This window comes from Candidatus Palauibacter sp. (assembly GCF_965237495.1).
Taxonomy (GTDB): Bacteria; Gemmatimonadota; Gemmatimonadetes; order Palauibacterales; family Palauibacteraceae; genus Palauibacter.
On the sequence record NZ_OZ250143.1, the window covers coordinates 3,537,106 to 3,557,399 of the forward strand.

The following is a 20,294-nucleotide window of genomic DNA, read 5'->3' on the forward strand; positions in this document are numbered from 1 at the left end:
CCTGCGGTTGCTGCCTCCGTGTGGACGGCGCGGCGAGTTCCCGCGACGTAGCCGGATGATATGATACGGTCCCCTCACCCGTCATGGACGGGGTGAAACGCATCCAGGTCACTCTCGCAAGGCGAATGTTCGACCGTCACCCGCGACACATCGAGGCCCGTCGCCGCTGGATTCGGGTCTGCGCCGCGCTCCTCGCGGGGGCGGCGGTATGGACCGGGTGCGGGCCGGGGTCGCTCGACTGGGTCGAGGAGGACGGCTACCGCTGGGCGGAACTGCGGGTGTCGGGCGAGGACGAGCCGGGCTTCGAGCGGCTGGATCCTTCGGAGACCGGGATCTCGTTCGAGAACGTCGTCACGCAGGAGCAGTTCATCGAGAACAGCCACTACCTGAACGGCTCGGGCGTGGCCGTGGGCGACGCGGACGGCGACGGCAGGGTCGACATCTACTTCGCGGGGATGGACGGAGCCAACGAACTCTGGCGCAATCTGGGGGGCTGGAAGTTCGAGGAGATCGCCGAGGAGGCGGGCGTCGCCGCGGCGGGACGTTTCTCGACGGGTGCCCTTTTCGCGGATGTGGACGGCGACGGGGACCTCGACCTCCTCGTCAACGCGCTCGGCGGGCCGAACTCGCTCTTCGTGAACGACGGGACGGGGCACTTCACGGACGGGGCGGAGGCGGCCGGGCTCTCTTCGGCGCTCGGCAGCATGTCGATGACGCTGGCCGACATCGAGGGGGATGGGGACCTCGACCTGTACGTGGTGAACAACAAGGTCGCCACGGTGCAGGATCTCTTCCCGCCCGAAGTCCTGCAGCCGCGGAACATCTACCGCCGGACGGAGGACGGATTCGAGGTTCTGCCGGAGTGGCAGGAGCACTACACGCTCGGGGAGGTCCAGGGCGGCATGGTGCCGCGGCTTGAACTGGCCGAACCCGACCGGCTGTACCTGAACGACGGGACGGGTCGCTTTTCACCGGTGTCGTTCACGGACGGCGCGTTCCTCGACGAGGCGGGGCAGCCGCTGACCGAGGCGCCGCTCGAGTGGGGGCTGGCGGCGCGTTTCCAGGACATGGATGGCGACGGGGACCCCGACCTGTACGTGTGCAACGACTTCCACAGCCCGGACCACATCTGGATCAACGACGGGAGCGGGCGCTTCCGGATGCTCCCGCCGCTCGCCATGCGGAGCACGAGCTTCGCCTCCATGGGGGTGGACTTCGCGGACGTCGACCGCGACGAGCACATGGACTTCTTCGTGGTCGAGATGCTGAGCCGCGAGCAGCGGCTGCGGATGAAGCAGGCCAGCGGGGGGGTGCCGGACCCGCAGTTCGCGGGGCGGATCGAGAACCGGCCGCAGAAGCCGCGCAACACGTTCTATCTGAATCGGGGGGACGGGACGTGGGCGGAGGCGGCGCAGTACGCCGGGGTCGACGCGTCGGGGTGGTCGTGGGGCAGCACCTTCGTCGACGTGGATCTCGACGGCTACGAGGACCTCCTCATCGGGACGGGCCACTTCTACGACGCGATGGACAAGGACGCGGCCCAGCGGATGGGGTCCGTCGACTGGCGCCAGCGGCTCCTCGTCTTCCCGCCGCTACGGCTCTCGAACGTCGCGTTCCGCAACCGGGGCGACGCGACCTTCGAGGAGGTCGGGGAGGCGTGGGGATTCGCGGGGGACGAGGACATCTCGCACGGGATGGCGGCCGCGGACCTGGACGAGGATGGGGATCTGGACATCGTCACCAACCGGTTGCTGGCGCCCGCCGGAGTGTTCCGGAATGTCGCACGGGCCCCCCGGGTGGCCGTGCGACTGCGGGGGCGTGCGCCCAACACTTCGGGGATCGGAGCCCGCATCCGGGTGTCGGGGGGCGAGTTGCCGCCGCAGACGAAGGAGATCGTCGCTGGAGGCGCGTACCTCTCCGGTTCCGAGACGATGGCCAGCTTCGCCGCGGGCGAGGGAGCGCTGTCGATCGAGGTCGTGTGGCGGAGCGGGGCCGTGAGCCGGGTGGACGGGGTGCGCGCGAACCGGGTGTACGAGATCGACGAACCCGCGGACGGCGGGGCCACGGCGGCCGGGACCGGTTCGGCGGCGGTCGGAGCGTCGGATTCGGAGGCGGCGTCCTACGACCCCCTCTTCGAAGATGTCTCCGGGCTGCTCGGGCACCGTCACCGGGAGAACGAGTTCGACGACTTCGCGCAGCAGCCGCTCATCACCTGGCGGCTGAGTCAGGGCGGGCCCGGCGTCGCGTGGGGCGATGTCGACGGTGACGGAGACGCGGACGCCCTGGTGGGCGGAGGCGGCGGGTCCGGCATCTCGGTGTTCCGCAACGACGGCGCCGGGGGCTTCTCCCCGGACCGGGGGGCGCTGGGCGGCGGCGCTGCCGGGCCGGCGCGAGCCCCGGGCGACCAGACGGGCCTCGTCGTCGTCCCGGGCCGGGCCGGCGCCGCCGTGGTCGTCGGGACAGCGACGTACGACGGCACCGACCGGGCGGCCCCCTCGGCCTCCGTCCTCCACGCCACCGCCTCGGGGATGGGCGAGTCTCAGACCCTGCCGGCGCACGCGTCGAGTTCGGGCCCGCTCGCCGCGGCGGATTACGACGGGGACGGCGACGTCGACCTCTTCGTCGGCGGCCGGGTGGTCCCCGGCCAGTATCCCGTCCCGGCGACCTCCCGGCTCTTCCTCGACGAGGGCGGCCGCTACGTCCTCGACGAGGCGAACGCCGGCCCGCTGACCGACGTGGGGCTGGTGTCGGGCGCCGTATTCAGCGACGTGGACGCGGACGGCGACCCCGATCTGATACTGGCCCTCGAGTGGGGGCCCCTGCGTCTCTTCCTCAACGAGGACGGGCGGTTCGAGGACGCGACGGCAAGCTTCGGCCTCGAATCCCTCACGGGATGGTGGAACGGCGTGACGGCGGGAGACCTCAACGAGGACGGGCTGCCGGACCTGATCGCCACCAACCGGGGGCTCAACTCGGAGTACACGGCGAGCCCGGAGTATCCGGCCACCGCCTATCACGCCGACCTCGACAACGATGGGTTCCGGGACGTGATCGAGGCGCGCTACGACGAGTTCACGCGCTCGATGGTCCCGATCCGGGGACTCCTCACGCTGGCGGGGGGTCTGCCCTTCCTGCGGGGCCAGATCCAGGGCCACGAGCACTACGGGCGGCTGGCGGTCGGCGAGATCCTGGGGCAGCCGGTCGATCTCCTCCCGACGGCCGAGGTGACAACGCTCGCCCACACGGTCTTCATCAACCGGGGAGGGTCCTTCGAGGCCTTCGACCTGCCGCTGGAGGCGCAGTTGGCGCCGGCCTTCCACGCCGGCGTGGCGGATATGGACGGGGACGGGCACGAGGATGTCTTCCTGAGCCAGAACCTGTTCGCGTTCCGGGGCGAGGGGGACCGCAACGACGCGGGACGCGGCCTGTGGCTGCGGGGCGATGGGACGGGGGCGCTGGCGCCGGTCCCGGGGCAGCGCTCGGGCATTGTGGCGTACGGCGAGCAGCGGGGAGCGGCGTTCGCGGACTACGACGCGGACGGGCGCGTGGACGTGCTCGTGAGCCAGAACGCCGCCGGGACGAAGCTGTACCGGAACGCGGGCGCCCGGCCCGGGCTGCGCATCCGGCTGCGCGGCGGCCCCGGCAACCCGGCGGCCATCGGCGCCTCGATCCGGGTGGAGTACGGCGGCGGGACGCCCGGTCCGCTACGAGAAGTCCGCGCCGGGGGTGGCTACTGGTCGCAGGATGATCCGGTTCAGGTGATGGGGCTCGCGGCCGAACCCACTGCGGTCCGCGTCCGCTGGCCCGATGGCTCGGAGACGGTTACCCCGCTGGACGGCCCGACCCCGCTGGAGGTGACGATCGACGCGACCGGCGCGGTGGTGGCCCGCCGCTGACGCCGGATCGCGCCGCTGGTGCCGGGACCCGCCGCGCTCAGCCGCCCTTCAGGGTGCGGATCCGTTGGGCGACGTCGCGGGCCATTTCGTTCGGAATCGGGATCGTGAGGTTGTACTGGGCGATCTTCCAGCGTTCGTCCTCCAGCACGAGCACGCCGCTGCCGCGCGTCTCGCCCAGATTCGCGTTCTCGAGGCGCTCGTCGAACCAGGCGGTGCTCCCGCCGGGGGCGATGGAGACGTGACGCTCGAGCATGTGGTACGTCCAGCCGGTGCCCCCGTTGAAGCGGGCCCTCGTGTAATCCATGAACGCCTCGCGCGTCCAGCGCTCGGTGGCGTCGGTTCCGAGGAAGACGGCCTCGCGGGCGTAGAGGCTGAAGTAACCGTCGAAATCCGTCTCGGAGGCCGCCTCGTGGAGCGCATCGAGGACGGCCGAGACGTCGGCGCGGGCACGGCTCTCTTCGACCGCGGCCGATTGCGCGGCGAGCCCGCCCGCGGCGAACTGCAGCATGAGCGCCGGGACGATCGTCGGCACAAGCCGTAGCGCGAGTCGCGGGCGGCGGGCCGGAGGGGCGGGGTTCAGCATTCGTCCGTGTCCCCACCTCGCGTGATCCTACCTGAGCCGCGCACGAGCAACTAGTCTGTCGCGTTGGGTCGCTTCACGGTCGACCCGAACCCGGGAACCGGAGGTTGCCATGAATCCATACCCCCTGATGAGGCGGAGGACGCGGCGGGTCGCGGTCGTCTGCGCCGCCATCGTCTGCGCGGTGGCCGCGTGCGCGCCGGACACCGGCGAGGACGCGTCGGGGTCGGGTCCCGGAGAGGCCATCGACGGGACAATCGTCCTCAGGGCGGACCGCATCCTCGACGGGCGCGGCGAGGTGTTCACGGGTCGTGAGGTGGTGGTGCGCGGCGGGCGGATCGAGGCGATCGCGGAAGCGGGGTCCACGCGGGGCGCGATGGTGTACGACCTGCCGGGTGCGACGCTGCTGCCGGGACTCATCGATACGCACGTCCACCTCGGCTGGCACTTCGACGCCGAGACGGGGCGGCTGCACGGCGCCGAATCGACGGACACTGCCGAGGGCGAGATCCTCTACGCGGCCGAGAACGCCTGGAACATGCTGGTCAGCGGCGTCACCACGGTGCAGAGCGTGGGCGGACCCGAGGACGTGCCGCTCCGGGACGCGATCGCCCGGGGGTCGCTGCCGGGCCCGCGCATCCTGACGTCGATCGAGCCCATCACGGCCGGGACGGGCGGACCGGACGAGATCCGGGCGCGCGTGGACGGGCTGGCGGAGGCGGGCGCGGACGTCATCAAGATCTTCGGGTCCGCCAGCATCAGGGTCGGCGGCGCGCCGACGCTGAGCCAGGAACAACTGGACGCCGCCTGTGGCCAGGCCCGCGAGCACGGCCTGCGCGCGGTCGTCCACGCCCACGGGCCCGAGAGCGCGCAGCGCTCCGCCCGGGCCGGCTGCTGGCAGATCGAGCACGGCGCGCTCCTGGACCGCGAGACGCTCGACCTCCTCTCGGAACGACATCTCTTCTACGACCCGCACATTCACCTGATCTTCGACAACTACTTCGCCAACCAGGAACGTTATCTGGGGATCGGGAACTACACGGAGGAGGGGTTTCGGCAGATGCGCGAAGCGGTGCCGACCGCGCTTGGCGTCTTCCGAGAGGCACTTCAGGTGGAGGGACTCGACATCGTGTTCGGGACCGACGCCGTCGCCGGCGCCCACGGGCGCAACTGGGCGGAGTTGGCGTATCGCGTCCGCGAGGGCGGTCAGGATCCGATGGCGGCGATCGTGTCGGCCACGAGCCTCGCGGCCGAGGCGATCGAGCTGGGGGAAAGCGTGGGCACGCTCGCGGCGGGCTTCGAGGCCGACGTGATCGCGGTGGCGGGGAATCCGCTGGCCGACATCGGAGCCCTCGAACATGTGGTGCTGGTCATGCGCGGCGGGGTCGTCTACCGGCACCGGCCGATGTAGGGATCCCGGGCGACACCTGACGGTAGGACCCCTCGTAGGGGGGTTACGGCGAGGGCCGGCTTCGGCTGAAGCCGCGAAGCCGAACGGCAACCGGAAGGAGATGCATGAAGCGGTCGATCGAGCAGGCGCAGGAGCGGCTCGCGAACGATTTGCTCCGCCGCCGCGACGTTGTCGCCGTCGGCATCGGGGCCGATAACGGTGAGCCCTGCCTCAAGGTGTACGTGTCGGGACGGAGCGACCGCAGGTCGATCCCCCGCCGGTACGACGGGCACGAGGTACGGGTGGTCGGCGGCGGTCCGTTCCGGGCGCAGGCCGACGGCCCGGCGGCCGGCAGCCAATAGCCGCCGGGGGTACGAACGATGACGCCGCGCCGAAACCTGATCCTCGCGATCGTGATCGCGGTGGCCGCGGTCCTCGCACTCCATCTCCACTGGATCTCGACCTGGGCGCCCGGGCCGCCGCCGCGGCCCGGCCCGCGTCCGCCGCTTACCCCCGGGGGCGCGACACCCGAGCAGCTTCTGACCGCGGCCATGCGGGTTCAGACCGACTTCGAGCCGAGCCTGTTCGCCCTCCCGGGAGTAGTCGGCGTGGGTATCGGCTTCGGCGACGCGGGTGCCCCGACGATCAAGGTCTTCGTCGATTCGTCGCTGCCCCGGGCCGCGTTTCCGCAGGCCCTTGGGAACTTCCCGGTCTCCGTGCAGCCGGCCGGGCCGTTCCGGGTCCTGCCGCCTGAACCGATCGCGTCGGAGAGGGGCGAGGACGAAGACCCGGTGCCGACGGGCCGCTTCGAGCGGCCGGTTCCGATGGGGGTGTCCACGGGCCACACCCGCTCCACGGCGGGCACGATCGGCGCCGTCGTGACCGATGGCGAGCGCCGCTACGCACTCAGCAACTGGCACGTGTTCGTTCCCGGCGGGGACGCGCGGGTGGGCGATATCCTGCTGCAACCGGGCCCGGTCGACGGCGGCGCGGATCCGGCCGACGCGATCGGCACGCTGACGGCGTTCGAGCCGGTGGTCCTGTCGCTCTTCGCCACCAACCGGATCGACGCCGCGATCGCCCGCACGGACGAGGTGCTGCCGGAGACGCCGGTGGGGGGCTATGGGTCGCCGCGCCGCGTGACGATGGCGGCGAAGCCGGGGCTGCAGGTCCAGAAGTACGGGCGGACGACGCGCCTCACGGTCGGGGAGGTGGAGGCGGTCAACGCGTCGGTCAACGTGACGTACGGGTCGGCCGGATCGCAGGTGGGCCGCTTCACCGGCCAGATCATGGTGTGCTGCAATTTCAGCGCGGGGGGCGACTCGGGCTCGCTGATCGTGGCGCGCGATCTCGACCGCGACGGCACCGCCGGGCCCGACGACCGCAAGCCGGTCGCGCTGCTCTTCGCCGGCGACGGGCGGCTGACGATCGGCAACCCGATCGACCTCGTGCTCGACCGCTTCGACGTGACGATCGTGGGAGAGGGGGACGCTGGCCGCTGAGCCGCGGGCCGACTGGCCACCTGCGCGGCGTAACGGCTAGGTTGGCGGCTATGCAACGCTTCCGTTCACACTACCTGCCGCGTACGCGTCCGGGCCGGCTGCTGCTCGCCCTTTTCCTGGGCCTGTTCGCGTTCACTCAGCCGCCACTCGTGTTCTGGATCGGTAACCGCGTCGAGCCGTTGCTGGGCGGGCTGCCATTTCTCTACGTCTATCTTCTCGTCTTCTACTGCCTCCTCATCGGGGTCCTCGTCTGGATGAAGAGGCGCGAACTCTGATGGAGCCCTGGGTCATCGCGACCGGACTCATCTTCGTCTATCTCCTGGCGACGATCGTGCTGGGGGCGGTCGCGAACCGGCGCATGTCGGTGGACCTCGAGGATTTCCTCCTGTATGGGCGCAAGGCCGGTTTCGTCGTCCTTTATCTCACGGTCGTCGCCACCTACCACTCGGCGTTCGCCTTCCTCGGAGCCGGCGGGTTCTTCTACACGCACGGCATCGGATTCTGGGCCGCGGGCGCGTGGACGGTGCTCGTCGGCGCGATCACCTACGTGCTCGGAAGCCGGATCTGGGCGCTCGGCAAGACGTTCGGCTATATCACGCCGGCCGATCTGCTGGCGGACTTCTACGAGTCCGATGCGGTTCGGGTCGTGGCGGCCATCGTGTCGGTGCTGTTCACGATCCTCTACATCCAGGTCCAGGCGGCGGGACTCGGCTACATCCTTTCGGTCGCGTCCGGCGACCGGATCTCGTTCGAACTCGGCACGCTGATCCTTCTCGTGGTCGCCGCGGGCTACCTCATCGCGGGCGGTCTGCGGGCTGTGTACTGGACCGACGTGATCCAGGGCGTGTGGATGTACGTCGCTGTGTGGGCCGGCGCGCTGGTGCTCGCGTTCAAGCTGTTCGGCGGGCCGATCCAGCTATGGAAGCGCGTGGCGGCGGAGCGCCCCGATCTCCTCACACTTCCGGGGCCCGAGGGGTTCTTCACGCCGGGGATGTGGTTCGGCCTGGTCGTTGTCCTCTCGTTCGGGATCGTCTTCCAGCCGCACCTGTTCATCCGCTACTACACGGCGGTCTCGGCGCGCACGATCAAGTGGCTCGGCGCCACCACGCCCATCTACCTGATGACCTTGTACATCCCCGCTGCGCTGGTGGGTCTGGGCGGCGCGCTGGTGATGCCGGACATCGCGATTCCCGATCGGATCTTCCCCGAGATGCTGGTCGCCTATGCGCCGCCCTGGCTCACCGGCGCGATCCTCGCGGGCGCGACGGCCGCGGCGATGTCCACGCTCGACTCCATGCTGCACGCGAACATGACCGTGCTCACGCGCGACGTGTACCAGCGCTACATCCGCACGGACGCTGCTCAGAACCACTATATCCTCGTGGGTCGGCTCATCATCGTCGCCCTGCTCGCCGTTGGATATGTCCTCTCGGTGAACACGTTCGGTTTCCTCGTCACGCTCGTCTCACTCGCGGGTGCCGGCGCGCTGCAACTGATGCCGGCGGTACTCGGGGTCTGCTTCCCGGGACGGCGGCTTACGACGAGCGCGGGCGTGATCGCGGGCATCTCCGCGGGCCTGGCGACTCTCTGCGTGACGCTCATCGTCATACCGCATCCCCTCGGACTGCACGGCGGCGTGTGGGGACTGGCGGTGAACTTCGTCGTGACCTGGGTCGTAAGCCGGCTCACGCCCGCACCGAGTGACCCCACGGTGTCGCGGATCCACGGCGCGATCGAGCGCTTCGTGTACGAGGGCGATCCCGCGTGAGCGCACTCGGAGGCTGATACGGTGGGCAAGCTCGTGGGAGGTCTCGCCCTCCTGTCGCTGGCGCTGTTCATGGTGCTCGGCTTCGTGCGCGCCGATGTCGACCCGTTGGCGCTCCGCACGATGGTGGCGCTCCTGATCGGGGCCGGGCTGCCGGCGGCGGGGGGCGTCTGGCTGCTGGCGCGCTACCGCGGGGTCGGGAGCCGGATCGAACACCGGCGCGAGCAACTGCGCCGCGACACGCTCGAGGCCGAGATCCTGAGGATGGCCGGGCGGCACGACGGGCGGCTCACCGCGGTCGAAGTCGCGGGCGAACTGGCGGTGCCGACGACGACGGCGGAGGAACTGCTGAACGAACTGATGGCGCGGGACCTGGCCGACATCGAGATCACCGACTCGGGTCTGCTCGTCTACACCTTCCACGACGTGCGACACCTGTCCGAGAAGGAATCGGCCCGAGGACTGCTGGAATCGTGAGCGAGACGCGCTGGCCGTGCCCCGTCTGTCTCGGGGTGAAGATGGAGAAGGCTTCGCTGGGATCGGGGGGCCGAGGCGGCGAGGGCGCGCTCACACTCGACCACTGTGCCCGCTGCGGAGGCATGTGGTTCGAGCTGGGTGAGGTGCAGCGGCTCCGCGCGGAGCGTCCCGAGTCGCTGTGGGCGCGGATCCCGGCCCGCGACGAGCGGCACCGGGCCCAGTGTCACACGTGCCGCGCGTTCGAGGACCGCGACGCCCCCAGGTGCGGGGCGTGCGGCGCGAAGACCCGGCTGAACTGTCCCGCCTGCGATACCACGATGCTTCAGGTCCGACAGTCCGAGCTGACGCTGGACGTCTGCAAGCGGTGCAAGGGCGTGTGGTTCGACCACCACGAACTCGAGGCGATCTGGGCGCTGGAACGGGACCGGGTCGTCGCGAGGCGCGGTAAGGGCGCAAGCCCCGCGCGCGGCGCGGAGACGGGCTCGGAGGTCCTCCTCGAGACCCTCTTCTGGGCACCGGATCTCGTCTTCGTCGGGGCGCACGTCGCCGGGCACGCGGTGGCGGCCGCGGCCCAAGCCGCCCCGGCCGTGCTCGAGGCCGCCGGGGAAGCCGCGGCCAGCGTGTTCGAGGCCATCGTCGAGATCGTGGCCGGCATCTTCGGCTGAGGCAGGCTCCGGGTTCGCCTCGACGGCGCCGCATGATAGAATCCGGGTCCGCTCCGACCTGACACGCACCCCTCCGGGAGACACAACGAAATGGAAATCGCTCTGGCCACGCTGGCCGACTGCGCCAATACGTCGAACGACGGCAAACTCAACCTGATGGGGCTGTTCGACACGCTCTACGCGGCGAACGTGCCCGTGACCCACCCGTCGATGCAGCTGGTGCTCAGGATCCGGGTCGAACCCGCCGAGATCGACCGGCAGCACGAGCTGGAAATCCGCTGCATGGACGCGGATGGCGAGGAGCTGTTCAAGGTGAAGGGCGGGTTCTCGGTCCAGGCCCTGCCGGGACGGGCGGCCACGTTCAATCACGTCGTGGGGATCAACAACCTGACCTTCCAGAGGTACGGGGGGCACACGATTTCGATCTTCGTCAACCGGGACCTCAAGGAGACGCTCGAATTCGAGGTCGCGAAGGCCGAGCAGCGCGCGCGGCCGGCGGCCGGCTGAGGGTCAGCGGTCCGGAACAGCCCCGGCGCCCGGCGCGGCGGCATCGGCCGATTCCGCCTCCCACAGACGCCGCTGTTCGCTCGTCAGGTAGTGCCGGATGGCGGTCACGTCCTCCATCGTGAGCAGGTCGCCGAAGGCGGCCATGCCGTTCGCGGCGAGCGCGCCGCCCAGGACCACGGCGTCGAAGCTCTCCCACCCGCCACCCTCCATCCGGCGCAGATCGGGATAGGCCGAGAGGTGCTCATCCGAGGCTCGGTGGCAGATGGAGCAGTGGACCCCGAACAGCTCGGCTCCCGCGCGCACGAGCGCCACGTCGAGCGCCAGATCCGGCGGCTCGGGCGTGGAGGGTGGCACCTGAGGCGGCGGTAGCGGCACGTCCCCGCCGTCGAGCTTGAACACGAGCAGCCGCCCCACGCTCTCGTAGTCGTACGCCGCCGAGCCGAGCGGGTAGGCGGCGCCCCGCGGCCCCCCATAGCCGGCCATGACGGCGACGTACTGCACGCCCTCCACCTCGTACGTCATCGGCCCCGCCATGACCCCGGTGCCGAGATGGATGCTGTGGAGACGCTCGCCGGTGTCGGCCTGGTGGAAGTCGAGCGTGCCGACCGCCGTCCCCTGGATGACGAGGCCCCCGGCCGTGACCAGCGTACCGCCGTTCCACATGCTCCCCCGCGGAACGCGCCACACTTCGCGGCCCGCGACGGGATCCCACGCGAGGAGGAACTCGTTGGGGCCGATGTCGGGGAGGCCCTCCGCGAGGTGCGCGTAATCCCCGGGGAACGGGGGCCAGCTCGCCTCGAACCCCTCGTACGCCACCTCGGGACGGTGGTCGAACTCCTCCAGCGAACGCCACAGCATGGCCTGTTCGCGGGCCGGGATGTAGGCGATGCCCGTCTCCGGGTTGAACGACATCGGCTGCCAGTTGTGGCCACCAGCCGAGGACGGAAACACGACCCGGGGTTCGTCCCGGTAGTCCGCGGCGGGGTTCGGGATGGGCTGGCCCGTCTCCATGTCGATCCCGAGCGTCCAGTTCACCGTGACGAAGTTCTTCGCTCGCAGCAACTCTCCCGTGGCGCGGTCCAGGACGTAGAAAAAGCCGTTCTTCGGCGCCTGGAGGAGGACATCGCGCGGCCTGCCGTCGATCTCCACGGTGCTCAGGATGATGTTCTGGGTCGCCGTGTAGTCCCAGATCTCGGCGGGCACCGTCTGGTAGTGCCACACGAGCCGCCCGCTCTTGGGGTCGATCGCGAGGATCGAGACGAGGTACAGGTTGTCGCCGCCGGAGGGGCTCCGGTGCCAGATCGGATAGGGATAGGAGTTCCCCGTCCCCACGTAGAGGAGGTCGAGGACCGGGTCGTAGGCCATCTCCCCCCACACCGTGCCCCCGAGACCTCCCTCCCAGGCGGAGTTCGGGTCCCACGTTTCCGCGACGACCTCCAGTTCGGGGTGCTCGAAGCTGTCCGCCGGGTTCCCGGGCACGGTGAAGAAGCGCCATCTCTCTTCGCCCGTCTCGAGATCGTAGGCGGTGATGTACCCTCTCACGCCGAAGTCCCCGCCCGCGTTGCCGAGGACGACGACGTCGCCGGCGATCTGCGGGGAACCGGTGCTCGTGTAGGAGAGCGAGCGGTCGAGGAAGGTGTCGACGCGCCAGATCTCCTCGCCCGTCGCGGCGTCGAGCGCCACCAGGTACCCGTCGAAGGTGCCGACGAAGACGCGGCCCTCCCACACCTCGAGGCCCCGGTTGATGGGGCCGCAGCAGCCCTTTCTGCTGTAGCTCGGATCGACGTCGGGGTCGTATCGCCAGACCGTTTCCCCCGTCGTCGCGTCGAGGGCGGCGACGCTCCCCCACGACCCGGGCGCGTACATCACGCCGTCCACGACGACGGGGGTGGCCTCGAGCCCCCAGTGCACGCTGCCGACGTGCGAACGCCACTCGTACTCCCAGGCGAGCCCGACCGCGGCCGCGTTCATGACGTGGATGCGCCCGAGCGGGGAGTAGCGCGTCTCGCCGAAATCGCGGCCCGAGGTCAGCCATTCGGCCGGCACCGTGTCGGTGGCGAGCAACCGGGCCCGGCCGATGTCGCCGGCCGTCGAGCCGGGCGCCGCCGGGTCACAGCCCACCAGTGCTGACGAGGCCAGGAGGATCCCGGCAATCGACCAGGGCACCGGAGGGCGGCCCGCTTGGGGGGCTGTCGTCAAAGGCCGCTAGAAGCGGGGGGTGACCGTGAGGCGGAAGCTTCGGGATGGTCCCGGGCTCCGTTCCTGCACGTCCACGTACGTCGTCTGGAACAGGTTCTCGATCTTGGCCTGGATGTCCGTCCCGAGGACCCGGGCGCTCACGCGTACATCGACCAGAGTGATGGACGCGCGGTCGTCGAGCGGGAACGCGAGGACTTCCTCCACCCGGCTCCGGTAGCGGAAATCGACGGCGACGAGTTGCCGCCAGCCCGCGATCGTCGCCGTCACGTTGTGGCGCGAGCGGTAGGGCAGCGAACGGCCGGTCGTGTGGTCCTCGGTGTCGAGGAAGGTGTAGGTGGTGCTGAAGTCGAGGCGCTGCGGTATGAGGCCCAGCCGCAGCCCCGCATCGATTCCCCGCACCATGGCTTCGGAGACGTTGCGGAACTGGAACGTGAAGATGTTGTTCGGGGCCGGCGTCGGCTCGATGAGGTCGGTGTATTCGCTCCAGAAGAAGCCGGCGTCGACCCACACGCGGTCGCTGAGGTGCAGAGTCGCCCCGACCTCTCGGGCCCACGCGGACTCTCCGCGCAACTCGAGGTTGGGGATGACGCGGAAGCCGAACTGGGTCGTCGACGTGAACTGCTCCGACACGCTCGGCGACCGGTAGCCTCGGCTGAAGGATGTCCTCAGGCTCACCCGCTCGCTCGCCTCGAACACGACGCCGAGCTTCGGGTTCAGCACCATGTCCTTCATCGCCGCCGACGCCGTGTGGTAGTCGAGCCTCAACCCCACCGAGCCATGCACCCGCTCGGAGAACGCGATCTCGTCCTGCGCGAACAGTGCGAGGTCCCTCACGTCGGGCGCGGGCTCCAGGAAGTTCGAGGACACACCGGTCATCGCTCCCTCTCCGCCGATCGTCAGGGCATGCGACCGATTGAGGAAGAGGGACCACTGGATGTCGGTGCCAATCCGCGTCGAGCGGTGGAAGTCCCCGTTGTCGTGGAAGTAGTTCCGGGATCGCGCGTGGTAGACGTGCGGCCGCAGCTGCAGACGATGCTTCGCCGTGACGATGGGATTCGTCGTCGCCCCGAACACGACATCGTCCGTCCGGATCCAGTCCCCGAGTTCGGCCGGATCGACTTCGAGTGGCCGGTCCGCTGACAGCCACGTGAAGAACTCCTCCTCGTCTCTCCGCGTCCAGTTGACGAAGATCTCCCAGGGATTGGCGGATTCCGCGGGGAAGACGGTCTTGAGCCGCACCCGCCAGCGCTCAAGCTCCCCGTTCTGCCTGAAACCGTCGGAGCCCTCGCGCCCCAGGAACAGCGTCGTGCCTACGTCGCCGAGCCGGCGGGAATGGTGGATCGCGATGCCTTCCCTGCTCAGGCGCTCATCCGTGAACGACATCCCGGACGGGGTGTCGAAGAGGCCGTAGTACCCCCTGACGATCGTCTCGGGCTCCGCGGACGGGCGTCTCGTGATCACGTTCACGACACCGCCGAGCGCATTCGTGCCCCACAGCGTCGAATGCGGGCCCTTCACGATCTCGATCTGGGCCACGTCCAGCACGGGAAGACCGCTGAAATCGATCGAGGCGCCCACGCCGGACAGCACACGGTGGCCGTCGAGCAGCATGAGAACCCGGCTCCCGACGCCTCGCGCGATGCCGGTGGAGCCTCGGATGTCCATCTGTCCGGAGTTGAAGATCACGCCCTGCGCGAAGGGAAGCGCCTCGTCGAGGGTGACGGGGTGGCGATGGTGAAGCTCCTCACCGCTCAGGACGGCAACGCTGACAGGAGCTTCGCCGGGTCGGGCGGCGGAGCGGCTCGCCGTGACGGTCAGCGCGGGCACCGTGAACAACTGTCGTTCGAGCAGAATGCTAAGCTCGCCCGTATGGTCGGCCTGGAGTTGGTGTTCCGTGACGTGGAAGCCCGGAGCGACCACAACCAGCGTATAGGCGTCGTCAGCCGGTGAGGCGATCGTGAAGCCGCCGTCGGAACGGCTCGTGGAGCGCAACGGGGTGTTGCGAATGAACACGGTAGCCCCGGCGATGGGGGCGCGCGTTTCGGCATCCAGAACACGGCCGCGCACCGCATCCTGAGCCTGCACTGCCGGCGGGGCGCTCGCCAGGAAGACGGCGAGCGCCGCGCCGGACGCGAGACATCGGCGGAAGCCGGCTGCTATTGCCGCTGCCAAACTGTCGTCGAGACGGCGGCCGCGGGTTCCGTCACGATGACGGTGAGGACGTTGCCCGCCAATGTGTATGTGCCCAGAGCCTGTTGCTGCTGGCCGGTCTGCTCCCAGGAGCCGTCCGTACGCACCGTGAACGTCCCCTGGTCCGCGATTTCCGTGACGCTGCCATCCCTCGGGTCCGTCACCGTGAGGCTCAGGGACATGCTGCCGGTCGCAGTGTCACCGGACGCCGAGTTCTGCATCAGCGTGAACGTCCCTACGGCAATGGGCGGCCCAATAGGACGGTTGCCGGTGACCACCCCGGTCAGGGACTGAAGGTCGTACGTCCCGGACAGATTGGGCGGCGGGGTCACCGCGGGCGGCGTCGGCTCCACCGGGTCGTCGTCGCCGCCGCAGCCGATAACGAGTCCGGCGGCAACAACAGGGATAAGCAGTATACCGAGGCGCTTCTTCATGAATCCTCCTGTGCGTTGATCCCGGGGCCAAGGTCAGTCGCCCCCGCCCGCTCCTTCCATCATTTGGTCCCGCGCGGCGCGAAACTCGTTCCCGTCGCGCCAGTTGGGCCACTCAGCCCCCTGCGCCAAGCTGTAGCCCACGTCGAACAGCAGCCTCAGGTCGTCCACGGCGCCGTCCAGATCCCAGGACGGATCGTATTCGTCCGTCGGCTTGTGATACCGCTCGGCCGTGTACGCCTCTCGCATCCGCCGGCCGTACGTCTCGCCCCGCTCCACATGGTCGATCCCGGAGTCGGTGTACAGGGCCGGCACGCCCCGCTTCGCAAAGTTGAAGTGATCGGAGCGGTAGAAAAAACCCTTTTCCGGCTCCGGATCCGCGCGTATCACGCGGCCCGCCGCCGAGACGACCGCTTCAAGGTAGTCGTCCAGATCGGAGTTGCCGAGACCGACGACCGTGATGTCGTTCATCGGCCCCACCGTGTTGAGCCCATCCATGTTGATCGCGGCCACGGTCCGGTCCAGGGGATGGACGGGGTATTCTCCGTAGTGATCCGAGCCGAGGAGGCCCTGTTCCTCGGCGGTTACGGCGAGGAACAGGACGGTGCGGGCCGGCGGCCGCTCGAGGCCGCCGAAGGCCGCGGCGATCTCGATGAGGCCCGCCACGCCCGTCGCGTTGTCGAGCGCGCCGTTGTAGATTTCGTCGCCTTCGAGCGTCTCGTCCTTCCCCAGATGGTCCCAGTGCGCCATGTAGACGACGGCTTCCCCCGGGCGATCGGTGCCGGTGAGGCGGCCGACGACGTTGTGCGAGGTCGAGCGCTCGATGGTGTTGCGGATCTCGAGGCTGGCCGCGAGCCCCAGAGACATCGCCTCGAAGTCCTCGCGGGCCGCCCGCACGCCCAGCGTCGCGAGGTCGAGACCCGCGCGCTCGAACAGCGCCGCGGCGGCATCGAGCGTCAGCCAGCCCTCGACCGCCGGACGGGAGAGGTTGGCGTCCTCCGCGACGAGACCGAACTGGGGGCCGGACCAGCTGCTGGCCACGACCTCCCACGGATATCCCGCCGCATCCGTGTGATGGATGATGAGCGCGCCCACCGCGCCCTGCCGTCCGGCCTCCTCGAACTTGTACGTCCAGCGGCCGTAGTACGTCATCGCGCGGCCGTTGAAGAGGGCCGGGTCGCCGGTCGCGTAGCCCGGATCGTTCACGAGCATGACGACCGTCTTCCCGGTCACGTCCACCTCGGCGTAGTCGTCCCACCCGTACTCCGGGGCCACGATGCCGTACCCGACGAAGACCAGTTCGGAGTCCGCGAGGCCGCTGCGGTCGATGACGCGCTTCGTCCAGGCCATCATCTCGGTCCCGTACGCGAGCGCCGCCTCGCCGTCATCGCCCGAGATCGCGAGCCGCATCGCGGGGTCGGCCGTGATCGACACGAGAGGGACCGGCTGCAGCCACTCCCCGTCGCTGCCGGGCTCGAGCCCGGCGGCCCCGAACGCCTCGGCCAGATAGGCGATCGTGAGTTCCTCGCCCCGCGAGACCGGCGCGCGCCCCTCGAACTCGTCCGAGGCGAGGACCGCGATGTGCTCCCTCAGCCCGGCGTCATCGATGCCCTGCAAGGCGTCGGCCGGCGCTTCGGGGTCCGGGGCACACCCCGCGGGGACCATCAGGAGTCCCCCGCGCAGCGCCGCGACCGCGGAGCGGCGAACCCGTCCGGGCGCCCGACGATCATCGCTCATCTTCGCCCTGCCCTCCGGCCGGAGAGAGGCGCTTGCCGCCTGCGGCCGGGGGGGCAACGGGTCCGGCCGAGCGGTCCAGGAGGACCGGGTCGCCGAGCCCCAGCGCCGAGAGGCGCTCCAGCTGCGTACTCGCGTCGCCCACCACGAGCCAGATGAAGCGCCCGCGGTCCAGGTACTCCGAGGCCAGCTCCCGGATGCGTTCGACCGTCATCTCCCGGACGACGGTCTCCCGGCGAAGCAGGTAGTCCGCCGGGAAACCGTAGGCGCTCATGTCCGCCAGGATCCCGAGCTTGTTCCCCAGCGTCTCGAACGCACGGGCGTTCGTCTTGAGGAGGAAGCTCCGCGTGGCCGCGAGATCCTCCTCGTCGAACCCGGGGCCGTAGCCGTCCAGGAGATCGCGGATGATCTCCAGCGACTCGTAGGTCACATTCGAGCGCACGGAAGACGAGATGAGGAACGGGCCCGGGAGCGCCGTGCCCCGGAATCCGGAGCCGACACCATAGGTGTAACCCTTCCCCTCGCGCAGGATCTGGGTGAGGTCCGAGGCGAAGCCCCCGCCGCCCAGCCGGAAGTTCGTCACCTGAGCGGGCCAGAAGTCGGGATCGGTCTCGGCGAGCGCGAGATACCCCACCTGCAGGACGGACTGGCTGGCGTTCGGCACATCGACGAAGTAGAGGCCGGGCGCCGCAGCCTGGGCCGCGGGCGCGGAGGGAAGCTCCGGGGCGGCGGCGCTCCAGCGCGTGCCGATCCCCTCCAGCGCTGTGGTCACTTCGTCCAGAGTCGCCGCACCGGCGACGTGCGCCGCGGCCCGGGCCGGCGTCAGGACGCGCTCGTAGTAGGCCCGCAGGTCGTCGAGGCCGAGGGCACCGACCCCGTCGACCGTGCCGCGGGCGTTGCCGCCCAGGATGTGGCCGCCATAGAGGAGCCGCGTCATCACGTCGCCCGCGATCGCGGTCGGCGACGACGACGCCTGGCGAAGCTGGTTCCGGACCCGGTCCTGCGCGAGTTCGAACGCCTCGGGATCGAAGCGGGGTTCGAGCAGGATTTCCTCGACCAGGGCCATCGTCTCGGGGAAGTTCCGGCTCAGGGTCGAGCCCCGGATGGTGAAGGTCTCCCGGCCCGAGGTGACCGAGATCGAGGCGCCCAGCGCGTCGATCGCCTGCTCCAGTTCTTCCGGCGTCCGGTTCGCGGTTCCCTCGGTCATGATCTCGGCGAGCAGGTTCGCCGCCCCGATGCGGTCGAGGTCCTCGAGCAGGAGACCGCCATCGAGCCGAAGCTCGAACTGCACGAGCGGCGTTTCCCGGTCCTCGATGCCCCTGGCGGGAACGCCGTTCGCCAGCGTCGCGGTCCACACGGCCGGGGCCGAGAGGCTGGGCGGCGGGCCGAACTCCGGCTCGACCGAGCGGTCGATCCGCGAGGGCGTACGGGGGATGTCGCCGCGGTCGGCGATGGCGACGGGCGCCTCGGCGCCCGGCACGATGGGTTCTTCCACCACCGTGGCGAGCAGCGAGCCCTCGAGCGCGAGTTCCGGCCGGCCGCGGGGGATGAAGCTGGTCGCCACCGAAGGACGACCCGCCACATAGGTCTCGTAGACGCGCAGGACGTCCGCTTCCGTCACGTCGAGGATCCGCTCGATGTCGTCCGCGACGTAGCCGGGATCGCCCGCGAAGATGTTGTACTGCGCGAGCTGAAAGGCCTTGCCCAGAACGCTCGACAGGCCGCGGTAGAAGGAGGTCTCGTATCCGGCCTTGACCCGCTCCAGGTCGGCGGCGGAGATCCCCTCCTCCTCGAACCGGGCGAAGGCCCGCTCGACAGCCCCTTGCACCTCGTCGAGGTCGGTGTCCCGGAAGGCCCGGATCGTGAGCCGCATCTGGCCCGCCAGTTCCTGGTGGAAGGCGAACATGCTCGCCGAGGGCGCGAGCTTCTCCTCCTCGACGATCACCTCGTAGAAGGGTGCCGTCTTTCCGTCCGTGAGGAGGGTGCCGAGGAGGGTCAGCGGGTACGAGTCCGGGTGATACAGCGGGACCGTCGGCCACGAGAGCGTGAGCTGGGGCAACTGGGCGAAATTGTCCTCGTGGAAGAGGCGCGTCGAGGCGTCCAGCGACACGTCAAGCGGCGTCGGACGGTCGGGCATCGGCCGGGACGGGATCTCGCCGAAGTACCGCTCGATCCACTCCCGTGCCTGCGCGATGTCGATATCGCCGGCCACGACGAGCGTCGCGTTATTCGGTCCGTACCACGTCTCGTGGAAGTCCTTCGTGTCGGCGAGCGTGGCGCCGTCGAGGTCATCGAGCGAGCCGATTACCTGCCAGCGGTACGGGTGCCCTCCCGGATACAACGCCCGGTCGATGACGAAGCTCGCGTGGCCGTACGGGCGGTTGTCCACGCCCTGGCGCTTCTCGTTCTTGACGACCTGCTTCTCCTTCGCGACGATGTCTTCGGTCACCGTGTTGATGAAGAAGCCGAGCTTGTCGGCCTCCGCCCACAGCGCCTTCTCCAGCGCATCGCTCGGCACCACTTCGAAGTAGTTCGTGCGGTCGCGGCTCGTCGACCCGTTCGTCGAACTGCCCACCCGGGTCATGAGGCGGTCGAGGCCGCCGGGACCGAGGTTCTCGGAGTCGAGGAAGAAGAGGTGCTCGAACAGGTGCGCGAAGCCGGTCTTGCCGAGCACCTCGCGCGACGATCCGACGTGGAACGTCATCGCCACGGCGACCACCGGGTCGGAGCGGTCGACGTGCAGCACCACGTCCAGCCCGTTGGGAAGTTCGTACTTCTCGTAGTCGATCGTGAATCCACCGCCGCCGGCCGCGCAGGCGGAGAGCGCGATCGCCAGGGCGGGGACCAGCGGCGCGCAGTGGCGCCGGATCGGGTCGGGAACGGACATTGAGAGATTCCTCCCTTCGGGTGAGGGGTCGGCAGGCCGGCGTTCAAATCGAAACGATCCGCGGCGCGCAC

15 protein-coding genes are annotated in these 20,294 nt (G+C 69.7%); 9 read left to right on the top strand and 6 right to left on the bottom strand.

What is annotated here, in order from left to right; translation table 11 throughout:
* Window positions 1-92: 92 nt before the first annotated feature.
* Window positions 93-3,896, top strand: a complete 3,804-nt coding sequence (locus ACPXY0_RS15535) for an FG-GAP-like repeat-containing protein (protein ID WP_423926084.1) — start codon at window positions 93-95, stop codon at window positions 3,894-3,896.
* Window positions 3,897-3,933: 37 nt separating this feature from the next.
* On the opposite strand, the gene ACPXY0_RS15540 is transcribed toward ACPXY0_RS15535, so the two are convergent.
* Window positions 3,934-4,479 carry a nuclear transport factor 2 family protein gene (locus ACPXY0_RS15540; protein WP_423926086.1) on the bottom strand — a complete coding sequence of 182 codons (546 nt, stop codon included), beginning with the start codon at window positions 4,477-4,479 and terminating at the stop codon, window positions 3,934-3,936.
* A gap of 109 nt (window positions 4,480-4,588) precedes the next feature.
* Between ACPXY0_RS15540 and ACPXY0_RS15545 the strand changes: the two genes are divergently transcribed.
* The 8 genes from ACPXY0_RS15545 (at window position 4,589) to ACPXY0_RS15580 (ending at window position 10,782) form a co-directional block, all read left to right on the top strand.
* Complete coding sequence (locus tag ACPXY0_RS15545) at window positions 4,589-5,887, top strand: amidohydrolase family protein (RefSeq protein WP_423926088.1); 1,299 nt, start codon at window positions 4,589-4,591, stop codon at window positions 5,885-5,887.
* A gap of 104 nt (window positions 5,888-5,991) precedes the next feature.
* Entirely contained in the window at window positions 5,992-6,228 is a 237-nt protein-coding gene (locus tag ACPXY0_RS15550; protein ID WP_419934004.1) for a hypothetical protein, read from the top strand.
* An 18-nt stretch (window positions 6,229-6,246) separates the two neighbouring features.
* Window positions 6,247-7,368 (top strand): hypothetical protein, encoded by a 1,122-nt coding sequence (locus tag ACPXY0_RS15555; protein WP_423926090.1) that lies wholly within the window; start codon window positions 6,247-6,249, stop codon window positions 7,366-7,368.
* A 50-nt stretch (window positions 7,369-7,418) separates the two neighbouring features.
* Window positions 7,419-7,643, top strand: coding sequence for a hypothetical protein (locus ACPXY0_RS15560; RefSeq protein WP_419934006.1), 225 nt, complete (start codon window positions 7,419-7,421; stop codon window positions 7,641-7,643).
* Window positions 7,643-9,136 (top strand): sodium:solute symporter family protein, encoded by a 1,494-nt coding sequence (locus ACPXY0_RS15565; protein WP_419934007.1) that lies wholly within the window; start codon window positions 7,643-7,645, stop codon window positions 9,134-9,136. The genes ACPXY0_RS15560 and ACPXY0_RS15565 overlap by 1 nt, the downstream gene beginning before the upstream one ends.
* Before the next feature lie 21 nt (window positions 9,137-9,157).
* Window positions 9,158-9,610, top strand: a complete 453-nt coding sequence (locus ACPXY0_RS15570; protein WP_423926093.1) for a hypothetical protein — start codon at window positions 9,158-9,160, stop codon at window positions 9,608-9,610.
* On the top strand, window positions 9,607-10,275 hold the full coding sequence (locus ACPXY0_RS15575) for a zf-TFIIB domain-containing protein (RefSeq protein WP_423926095.1): 669 nt from the start codon (window positions 9,607-9,609) through the stop codon (window positions 10,273-10,275). The genes ACPXY0_RS15570 and ACPXY0_RS15575 overlap by 4 nt, the downstream gene beginning before the upstream one ends.
* Window positions 10,276-10,365: 90 nt before the next feature.
* Window positions 10,366-10,782, top strand: a complete 417-nt coding sequence (locus tag ACPXY0_RS15580; protein WP_419934010.1) for a DUF6941 family protein — start codon at window positions 10,366-10,368, stop codon at window positions 10,780-10,782.
* A 3-nt stretch (window positions 10,783-10,785) separates the two neighbouring features.
* Here ACPXY0_RS15580 and ACPXY0_RS15585 read toward each other — a convergent pair whose 3' ends face one another.
* The 5 genes from ACPXY0_RS15585 to ACPXY0_RS15605 all read right to left on the bottom strand — a co-directional run bounded on the left by ACPXY0_RS15585 (window position 10,786) and on the right by ACPXY0_RS15605 (window position 20,223).
* Window positions 10,786-12,948: a PQQ-dependent dehydrogenase, methanol/ethanol family gene (locus ACPXY0_RS15585; RefSeq protein ID WP_423926097.1), complete on the bottom strand. Its 2,163-nt coding sequence runs from the start codon at window positions 12,946-12,948 to the stop codon at window positions 10,786-10,788.
* Window positions 12,949-12,987: 39 nt separating this feature from the next.
* Complete coding sequence (locus ACPXY0_RS15590) at window positions 12,988-15,153, bottom strand: TonB-dependent receptor (protein WP_423926099.1); 2,166 nt, start codon at window positions 15,151-15,153, stop codon at window positions 12,988-12,990.
* A complete protein-coding gene (locus ACPXY0_RS15595) occupies window positions 15,138-15,605 on the bottom strand; it encodes a hypothetical protein (protein WP_423926101.1) in 468 nt (155 codons plus the stop codon). The genes ACPXY0_RS15590 and ACPXY0_RS15595 overlap by 16 nt, the downstream gene beginning before the upstream one ends.
* 33 nt (window positions 15,606-15,638) lie before the next feature.
* The gene (locus ACPXY0_RS15600) at window positions 15,639-17,267 is read right to left on the bottom strand and encodes a M28 family metallopeptidase (RefSeq protein WP_423930717.1); all 1,629 of its coding nucleotides are present in this window, start codon (window positions 17,265-17,267) and stop codon (window positions 15,639-15,641) included.
* A gap of 61 nt (window positions 17,268-17,328) precedes the next feature.
* A complete protein-coding gene (locus ACPXY0_RS15605; protein ID WP_423926103.1) occupies window positions 17,329-20,223 on the bottom strand; it encodes a M16 family metallopeptidase in 2,895 nt (964 codons plus the stop codon).
* Between the last annotated feature and the right edge of the window lie 71 nt (window positions 20,224-20,294).

Excerpts from the sequence above, each read along its gene's own strand:
- ACPXY0_RS15555 (WP_423926090.1), top strand. The coding sequence starts at position 6,247 with ATGACGCCGCGCCGAAACCTGATCCTCGCGATCGTGATCGCGGTGGCC.
- ACPXY0_RS15540 (WP_423926086.1), bottom strand. The coding sequence starts at position 4,479 with ATGCTGAACCCCGCCCCTCCGGCCCGCCGCCCGCGACTCGCGCTACGG.
- ACPXY0_RS15565 (WP_419934007.1), top strand. The coding sequence starts at position 7,643 with ATGGAGCCCTGGGTCATCGCGACCGGACTCATCTTCGTCTATCTCCTG.
- ACPXY0_RS15595 (WP_423926101.1), bottom strand. The coding sequence starts at position 15,605 with ATGAAGAAGCGCCTCGGTATACTGCTTATCCCTGTTGTTGCCGCCGGA.
- ACPXY0_RS15600 (WP_423930717.1), bottom strand. The coding sequence starts at position 17,267 with ATGGTCCCCGCGGGGTGTGCCCCGGACCCCGAAGCGCCGGCCGACGCC.
- ACPXY0_RS15560 (WP_419934006.1), top strand. The coding sequence starts at position 7,419 with ATGCAACGCTTCCGTTCACACTACCTGCCGCGTACGCGTCCGGGCCGG.
- ACPXY0_RS15545 (WP_423926088.1), top strand. The coding sequence starts at position 4,589 with ATGAATCCATACCCCCTGATGAGGCGGAGGACGCGGCGGGTCGCGGTC.
- ACPXY0_RS15605 (WP_423926103.1), bottom strand. The coding sequence starts at position 20,223 with ATGTCCGTTCCCGACCCGATCCGGCGCCACTGCGCGCCGCTGGTCCCC.
- ACPXY0_RS15580 (WP_419934010.1), top strand. The coding sequence starts at position 10,366 with ATGGAAATCGCTCTGGCCACGCTGGCCGACTGCGCCAATACGTCGAAC.
- ACPXY0_RS15550 (WP_419934004.1), top strand. The coding sequence starts at position 5,992 with ATGAAGCGGTCGATCGAGCAGGCGCAGGAGCGGCTCGCGAACGATTTG.